Annotated in this window: 8 protein-coding genes; all 8 read right to left on the reverse strand. The window is 40.2% G+C overall.

Going from position 1 to position 8,317, the window contains the following annotated elements; translation table 11 throughout:
• Positions 1-1,027: Ppx/GppA family phosphatase (locus tag Q0507_RS01685; protein ID WP_298711445.1), on the reverse strand; the 1,027-nt coding region annotated here is incomplete at its 3' end.
• Between the two features lie 206 nt (positions 1,028-1,233).
• A complete protein-coding gene (locus tag Q0507_RS01690; protein ID WP_298711447.1) occupies positions 1,234-2,004 on the reverse strand; it encodes a TatD family hydrolase in 771 nt (256 codons plus the stop codon).
• A complete protein-coding gene (metG, locus tag Q0507_RS01695) occupies positions 2,004-3,947 on the reverse strand; it encodes a methionine--tRNA ligase (protein ID WP_298711450.1) in 1,944 nt (647 codons plus the stop codon). The genes Q0507_RS01690 and metG overlap by 1 nt, the downstream gene beginning before the upstream one ends.
• A gap of 34 nt (positions 3,948-3,981) precedes the next feature.
• On the reverse strand, positions 3,982-4,830 hold the full coding sequence (gene rsmI / locus Q0507_RS01700; RefSeq protein WP_298711453.1) for a 16S rRNA (cytidine(1402)-2'-O)-methyltransferase: 849 nt from the start codon (positions 4,828-4,830) through the stop codon (positions 3,982-3,984).
• A complete protein-coding gene (locus Q0507_RS01705; protein WP_298711456.1) occupies positions 4,820-5,545 on the reverse strand; it encodes a tRNA1(Val) (adenine(37)-N6)-methyltransferase in 726 nt (241 codons plus the stop codon). The genes rsmI and Q0507_RS01705 overlap by 11 nt, the downstream gene beginning before the upstream one ends.
• Positions 5,538-6,383, reverse strand: coding sequence for a stage 0 sporulation family protein (locus tag Q0507_RS01710; RefSeq protein WP_298711459.1), 846 nt, complete (start codon positions 6,381-6,383; stop codon positions 5,538-5,540). Before Q0507_RS01710 ends, Q0507_RS01705 begins: the two co-directional genes overlap by 8 nt.
• Positions 6,384-7,424, reverse strand: a complete 1,041-nt coding sequence (locus tag Q0507_RS01715) for a DNA polymerase III subunit delta' (RefSeq protein ID WP_298711462.1) — start codon at positions 7,422-7,424, stop codon at positions 6,384-6,386.
• A gap of 75 nt (positions 7,425-7,499) precedes the next feature.
• The gene (locus Q0507_RS01720) at positions 7,500-8,186 is read right to left on the reverse strand and encodes a thymidylate kinase (protein ID WP_298711465.1); all 687 of its coding nucleotides are present in this window, start codon (positions 8,184-8,186) and stop codon (positions 7,500-7,502) included.
• Positions 8,187-8,317: the final 131 nt, after the last annotated feature.

Below are 8,317 nucleotides of genomic sequence, written 5' to 3' on the forward strand. Positions count from 1 at the left end.
TAGCTAAACCTGTAATATATTTAGCATGAACTAGCTCATGTTTAGTCATACCTAATAATACATTCTCTGCGGAATGTACTAAAATATCATCAATAATGGGGTTACCACCTAGGTAGTGCTCCCCGTAATAATCGTAAAACAAACCTTCACGCAAACCACAACCGCCAACGACGAGTGTCTTAGTATTTACATAGTTAAATAGTTCTTCTACGATAGTAAGACCGGCAATAATGATATCGGCACGTTCTGATGATAAACCACTAATCTTTTTCCGTTCCTCTAGGGATTTACCTTTTATTTCTTCAAAAATCTCATGGAATCTATGATATGGAATTTCATAGTTATGTAACTTTGTAATGGGATACGATAACTTTCGTTGGTCCATTTTAGCAATATTACGAGCTGTACCACCGATACCAAGGAGCGGCAGCTTTACATTGCGAAGCCATGTATATTCCTTAATAGCTTTCTTTACGGCTTTCGTCATTTTTTCAAGCTCTTTAAAGGTATACTCATCCCCTTTTTGATAAATACCCGTTAAGGTAAGAGCCCCTATAGGTAAGCTTACCGATTTTGAGATATGGCGATTTCGTACAAGGGTTACCTCCGTACTGGCACCACCTAAATCAAAGATAATAAAGTCTTTAAGGCCAATAGTGTTGATCACACCAAGAAAACCTAAGCGAGCCTCTTCTTCACCAGCAATACACTCTAAATCGAGTCCTGTTCGCGCTTTAACAGCCTTGATAAAATGTTCCCCATTTTTTGCAAGCCGCACTGCAGCGGTAGCAACAGCCCTAATTTTATCGACTTCCATGGCCTCCGCCATATGGACAAAAGCTTTTAAAGAGCGCAAAGAGCGTTCCATAGCCTCATGAGTCAATGCATGAGCGCCCCACATATTTTCACTGAGACGTACACTATTCTTTTCTTGGTATATAAGTCTATAACTACCTGTTTTAGAAATCTCATATATGACAAATCTAACGGAGTTAGAACCTAAATCTATAAATGCAATGCGTTTCATGCCGCTCCCCTTATCTTACTACTGTTCAGTATGAATATACTTTAGTATACCATAGAAAAACGCGATTCTCATCGATAAGAGAGAATCGCGTTTTATGATTTATAATTCTATTTAATGTAAGAGTGTATTCTAGTACTCAAAACCTCGATTATTAGAATTCAGCAAATAGTTCAATTACTAGCATTTATTTTTACTAGTATCTATATTTACTGGATACCAAATACTCGTTTGCCATTATTGAACGTAATTTCGCAGAACTCATCTACATCGAGACCTTTAAGACTTGCAATTTCTTCTGCAACAAACTGCGTTTTACTAGGGTCATTTCGACGACCTCTAAACGGAGGCGGTGTTAAATACGGTGAGTCCGTTTCAATAAGAATTCGATCTAATGGTACTTGTCTTGCCACTTCCTTAAGATTTGTAGACTTAGGGAATACTACAGGCCCTGCAAAGGAAATATAAAAGCCCATTTTAATGGCCTCTTTTGCCATCTCCCAGCTGCCAGAATAGCAATGGAAAATGCCCCAGTTATTTTTACCTTCATTGCGCAAGATATTCATAATATCGCCATGCGCATCACGATCGTGAATAATAATCGGCAAATCTACTTCACGAGCAAGCTCTAGCTGACGAATAAATACGCGTCTTTGTGTTTCACGGTCCGAAAAATCATAGTAATAATCCAAACCGATTTCACCAATAGCACGAACCTTATCGTTGTTGAGAGCTTGGTCTTTATAGAACTCGTAGTCCTCCTCTGTAAAGTCTTTAGACTCATGAGGGTGAGTCCCTACAGCAGCATATAATCGGTCATATTGTTTCGCTAAAGCTAAACCAGATTCTACGGTACTGCGGTCTACACCAGGAATCATAATATATTCTACACCTACATCAAAACAAGCTTGTAACATCTCATTACAGTCATTACTAAAACGTCCGTCATTCACATGAGCATGTGTATCAAAGAGTTTCATTATTTAACCACACTTCCTGCCGGTAATGATTCGATATTTGTTACCTCTAAATGTTCTTCCCAATCAGAGGCGGACAAGATCATCCCATAAGACTCGATGCCCATCATCTTTTTAGGAGCCAAGTTAGACAAGTAAATTACCTTTTTACCAACCATCGCTTCAGGTTCATAATATTGAGAGATACCGCTTAACACTGTACGCTGCTCAATACCGATATCCAATACAAATTTCAACAATTTCTTAGACTTTGGCACTTTTTCACAACTTACAACTTTAGCCACACGAAGATCGAGTTTCTCAAAGTCATCATAGGTGATGTTTTCTTTTAATGGTGGAATATTAGACGTATCTACAGTTTCTTCAGCTTGAACTGGAGCAGTTTCTACCATTTCAGGAATTTCAAAGCGCGGGTAAATAGGATCACCTTTCACAACTTTAGTACCCGTTGGCAATGCACCCCAAGTTTTAGCGTCTTCCAATGTCGCCTTACCAAAACCTACGAGCCCTAATTGATTCCAAATTTTTGGAGCCCCTACTGGAATTACAGGACTTGCCAAGATGGCGATAATACGCAACGCCTCTGCCAAATGATACATAGCAGATTGAAGGCGAGCTTTATCTTTTTCATCTTCAGATTTAGCCAATACCCAAGGCATAGTTTCATCGATGTATTTATTCATACGGCCAATAAATGCCCATACGGCTTTAATACCTTTGTTAAGCTCCATGTTTTCCATGGCCGCATCAAACTCTTTCACAGTTTGAACTGCTAATGCAGATACGTCGCGGTCTAAATCATCCATATCATCATATTTTGTAATCACACCACCATGGTATTTTTCAATCATAGCGATGGTACGGTTCAACAAGTTACCTAGGTCATTAGATAGATCTGCATTGATTTTTGTAACGAAGTTAGGCAACGTGAAATTACCGTCATTACCAAGCGTAATTTCACTCAATAAGTAGTAACGCAAAGAGTCTGCACCATACGTTTCAATCAATGGAATTGGATCGATAACATTGCCCAAGGATTTACTCATCTTCGTGCCGTCAACGATCATCCAACCGTGGCCAAATACCTTTTTAGGCAATGGCAACTCAAGGCTCATGAGCATCATAGGCCAAATAATAGTATGGAATCGAACAATTTCCTTACCTACCAAATGAAGATCTGCTGGCCAGTATTTTTTGTATAATTCGACATCTCCATCAAATGGAGCAAGAGCGCTGATATAGTTCACCAATGCATCAAACCAAACATAGACTACATGTTTAGGATCGAAGGGAACCTTAATCCCCCAGTCAAAAGATGTACGAGATACTGCCAAGTCTTCTAGACCTTGTTTTACGAATTGAATCATCTCATTACGACGAGATTCAGGTTGAATGAAATCAGGATTTTCTTCGATGAATTGTAACCATTGATCAGTATACTTGCCGAGTTTGAAGAAATAACTTTCTTCTTTTACTTTTTCTACAGGGCGGCCACAGTCAGGACATGTATGGTTTTCACCAAGCTTTTGCTCAGTCCAGAATGTCTCACAAGGCGTACAGTACCAACCTTCATATTCGGCCTTATAAATATCGCCTTTTTCGTAGGCTTTTGTAAATAATTCTTGTACTACTTTTTCATGACGTTCATCGGTAGTTCTAATAAAGTCATCATTGGAAATATGCATTTTTTCCCACAATGATTTAAAGCCATTAACGATATTCGTCGTATACTCTAATGGTGTAATATTTTGGGCTTCTGCAGCGCGTTGGATTTTTTGGCCATGTTCATCAGAACCAGTCAAGAAACGTACGTCATAACCGGCCAATCGCTTAAAACGAGCAATCGTATCTGCTACAGATGTACAGTACGTATGACCAATGTGCAACTTAGCACTTGGATAATAAATAGGTGTCGTAATATAATACGTTTTTTTTGTATCTCCCATGATGAGTCTCCTTCTAACCTTCGAATGGGAAGGTTTAACGTTCTACAATATTATATACATCCCGGCGGGAAACGTTAAAACGCTTTGCCACCTGGCGAATAGCTTCTTTTTTCGGCACCCCTGTATCTACAAGGGCTTGCACAGCATCTACGTAAGATACTGGTTTATCTGACACTTCACTACTATCGGACTCCACTGTATCAGCACCGCCTACAATGAGGACAAACTCCCCTTTATAAGTAAGCTGTTCTAAATCCTTTACAAGGCTTTCCAAATCGGTGCGTACAAAGGTTTCAAACTTCTTCGTCAATTCTCTTGCCACCGTAATGGAACGATTGCCAAAGGCTTCATACATATCTTGTAACACCTCTTTCAATCGATGAGGGGCTTCATAAAACATGAGTGTTCCCGTTACTTGTGAAAGTCGTTGTAATTCTTCAACCCGATGTTTCCCCCGCTTAGGCAAGAATCCGGCGAAGGTAAACGATTTAGTGTCTAGTCCAGATGCAATAAGCGCCGTTAACGCTGCATTAGCACCTGGTAAAGGCACTACTGTTATACCTTCTTCAATGGCCTTTGTAACAAGGTCTGCCCCTGGGTCGGAAATAGCAGGCATCCCCGCATCACTGACACAAGCTACCGACTGTCCTTCTAACAAGAACTCTATAATATAGGCCCCCTTCTCCTCCTTATTATGTTCATGATAAGAAATCAAAGGCTTTTTAATATCAAAATGTTTTAATAATATACCTGTATGACGAGTATCCTCAGCAGCGATTGCATCAACTTCACCCAAAATACGAACGGATCGATACGTCATATCTTCTAGATTACCTATCGGTGTGGGCACCAAAAATAAGGTGCCCCATTTGTTATCGTTCATACCAAGAGGACACCTCCTTCGTGTACACATTCGGTTTTTCATAAACGATAAGTGGTTGCTCCAGCACAAGACCAGCCTGACCTTGATACATAGCCTCAATCAAAACTAATTTTGCCGGCTTATCCATCATGCCATGAACAAACCGAATTCGCTTTGCTTGAAAGTGTAACACTTCCAGTTCATGTAGTACATATTGTAGCCGGTTAGCACTATAGACCATCCACAAACGACCTTTACACTTAATAAAGGACTGTACGGCTTTTAAAACCTCTTTTAGAGATGTATGACCATCGTGAAGGGCTAATGCTCTTTCTTCAGATGTAGGCTTTGCTCCACTTTCACAATCATAAAAGGGCGGATTAACAATGACACCATCAAAAGGCTTATCTTGTATATCGCGATATGTTATATGACGGTAATCGCCGCACAACATCTTTACCACATCTTGTTTATGATTATGTTCTACGCTGCGCTGAGCCAACTCAACGAGAGTTTCATTAATTTCTATGCCTGTGATATGACCGGCCCCTAACGATGTACCTATAAGCGGCATGACACCCGTTCCCGTTCCAAGATCTACATAGGAATGACGACTGTTAAAGCAGCAAAAATGTATAAGCGCTATAGCATCAAAGGAAAAACGAAACATATCAAGGCGTTGATATATCTGCAAGTCATCGATAATTAAATCATCAAGGCGTTCTTGATCATTCATCAGGCAATGCCACCTCGGACCAGTTTAAATCGATAGTACGACCCGCTTCGAGCTGTACCTTCACTGTATGCTTGTGATGATTTACCTTTAAAACTTTACCAATACCTTCGTCGGTAACAACCTCTTTACCAATGCCAGGAGGTGCTACCTCTTGAGGAGCTTGAGGACGTTCCTTTTTCACATATAGGTCGCCACCTTTTTTATATAAATCATCTTCATAGTTAAGGCAACACATTAATCGACCGCATACACCAGAAATTTTTGTAGGATTAAGACTCAAGTTTTGATCCTTTGCCATACGAATCGATACAGGTGTAAAGTCTCCTAAGAAATTAGAGCAACACAAAGATCGTCCACAAGCGCCGATACCATTAAGTACTTTGGCTTCATCACGGACGCCCACTTGACGTAACTCGATACGCGTTCTAAATACAGTTGCCAAATCCTTAACGAGCTCACGGAAGTCGATACGACCATCCGCAGTAAAAAAGAATATAATTTTATTCATATCAAATGTGTATTCCACATTGATGAGTTTCATTGGTAATTTACGTTTTTCAATTTTTTCAAGACAAATTTCAAAGGCTTTTTCTTCGCGCTCTTTATTCTTCTCGATTTGTTTCAAATCTTTAGAAGTTGCCTGTCTGATAACAGGCTTAACAGGGGCAACAACAGAATCTTCGAAAACCTCTTTCGGTCCAATCACAACCGTGCCATATTCTACACCACGAGCTGTTTCAACGATAACTCCATCCCCAACGGATAGTTCTAATTGTTCAGGCTGAAAATAATAAATCTTTCCCGCCTTTTTAAAGCGTACGCCAACTATGGTTAGCATTTAATCCTCCTCCCGAGCATCATGAAGGGCGATACTGAGACCGTCCACCACGAGAGCGGTTTTTATATATAAGCGCAAAGCCCGTTCTGCTTGCAATGTTTCGGTAATAACCTCTGACAATGCTTGCATGGACCAGCGCGGTAATAATCGTAATAATTGAGTCTTGTACATAGGTACTTGTAATTGCGTATCTTGAGCACCCATTTTAAGAGCCATCATATCTCTACTTACAAGGCGTAGCCAGTGCATCAATTCCGTTAGGTTTTCACGAGATAAGCTTTCACAAGCTAAGGAAATCATAGAAAACCATCGCGTTTCAAAAGCCAACATATCCATCACCTTAACAGCTAACTCTAGCATTTCGATGCGACCTTGTGTCGCCAGTTTCTCCACTAATTGTGGATTACCATGACCAGCTAACAAAGCCTGCTCTATATCACCGGTGATTCCACGCGCTACAAGAGCGGTGCGAATCGTATCTACATCAACACTATTAAAACCAACGCCCATACATCTAGAAATGATGGTAGGCAATACTGTGTTAATCTTGTTCGTAATAATGATAAAGTACACCTGTTCAGGTGGCTCTTCAATGGTTTTTAACATGGCATTTGCCATGACTGCATTGACTGTGTGAAAGTCCTCCACAATGACAACACGGTTTCCATTGCCTGCCACAGACAGATGATCTTGTAATAAGGAATACCACTGCTCTACCTTTAAGGTTGTTTTCATAGGACGAATCCAAAAGGCATCCCCCTTATCCATATAGATAGTTAATCCTTCGGTTTCGATACGTTTTTCCGTATCCCCATTTGCCAAACGGGCTTCCTTAACCTCTGCTAAATAAGCTTCCCCCTTGGGTTGAGAGAACACTTGACGCCCTAGTAATAGAGATGCTAGGCCTATGGCCATATCTAATTTACCAAGACCAGATTCACCATAAAACAAGAGACTATGCGGTAATGCATTACGACTTACAAGTTCAGATAGGTGTGCCTTAATCGAATCTTGACCAATTATAGAATCAAAATATGTCATAGCGCCTCCTATCAATACATGCCCAATATTAATATTATATAAGAAAAAGGCGACTTTTAAAAGAGTCGCCTTTTTCTAAGATAGTAGATTTACTACTGCTTTATATACATCATTATGAATTTCTTCAATAGTACGCAACGTATACTGACCAGACTCAGCTTTATCAGCACAAGGTATGCGGTGCCATTGATAGCGCTTTACTAATTCTTCATACGCATCGTGAACGGCTACTAAATATGCATGATTCCCTTCGTGAATATCACCAGTATTACCCCCAGTTTTACCAGTACGCTCCGCCATAAGGGCTTCGCTCACTTCAAGAGGCATATCTAAAAGGCATACCGCATCAGGTTTAGGCAAGCCAAATTTTTGGAACTCAAAATCTTCAAGCCAATCTAAAAATGCAGTCCGTTCCTTCGGGTCGTCATATTTTACCATTTGGTGTACCATGTTTGATGTGGTGTAACGATCTGCAATGATGATGCCACCATTTTTATAAAACTGTTCCCAATCAGTTCTAAAAGAAGCAAATCGATCGATGGCGTACATGGAGCTTGCCACATAAGGATTTACATCATGTACATCTTTACCAAATTCACCGGCTAAATACATTTTGATAGGCATAGCGGCGCCGCTATCATAGTTTGGAAAACTCACAGACTTAACGGCATGCCCTTCTTTGGTCAAGCGCTCTACTAAGAGTTTAGTTTGTGTAGCCTTGCCGCTACCGTCTCCGCCTTCTAATATAATCAAAGTCCCCATAATTACTCCTGTAACACCCATATTGTTTCCAATGTCATATCATCAGCCCCATTCGGTACATAACCTAGAGCCTTGCGATTCTCTATATATTGTAACACAGAGTCACTAATCTCTTCACCTACTGCTACACA

Source organism: uncultured Veillonella sp., assembly GCF_938010505.1.
Taxonomy (GTDB): Bacteria; Bacillota; Negativicutes; order Veillonellales; family Veillonellaceae; genus Veillonella.

Coding starts and splice junctions, on each gene's coding strand:
- Q0507_RS01690 (WP_298711447.1), bottom strand. CDS start 2,004: ATGAAACTCTTTGATACACATGCTCATGTGAATGACGGACGTTTTAGT.
- metG (WP_298711450.1), bottom strand. CDS start 3,947: ATGGGAGATACAAAAAAAACGTATTATATTACGACACCTATTTATTAT.
- rsmI (WP_298711453.1), bottom strand. CDS start 4,830: ATGAACGATAACAAATGGGGCACCTTATTTTTGGTGCCCACACCGATA.
- Q0507_RS01705 (WP_298711456.1), bottom strand. CDS start 5,545: ATGAATGATCAAGAACGCCTTGATGATTTAATTATCGATGACTTGCAG.
- Q0507_RS01710 (WP_298711459.1), bottom strand. CDS start 6,383: ATGCTAACCATAGTTGGCGTACGCTTTAAAAAGGCGGGAAAGATTTAT.
- Q0507_RS01715 (WP_298711462.1), bottom strand. CDS start 7,424: ATGACATATTTTGATTCTATAATTGGTCAAGATTCGATTAAGGCACAC.
- Q0507_RS01720 (WP_298711465.1), bottom strand. CDS start 8,186: ATGGGGACTTTGATTATATTAGAAGGCGGAGACGGTAGCGGCAAGGCT.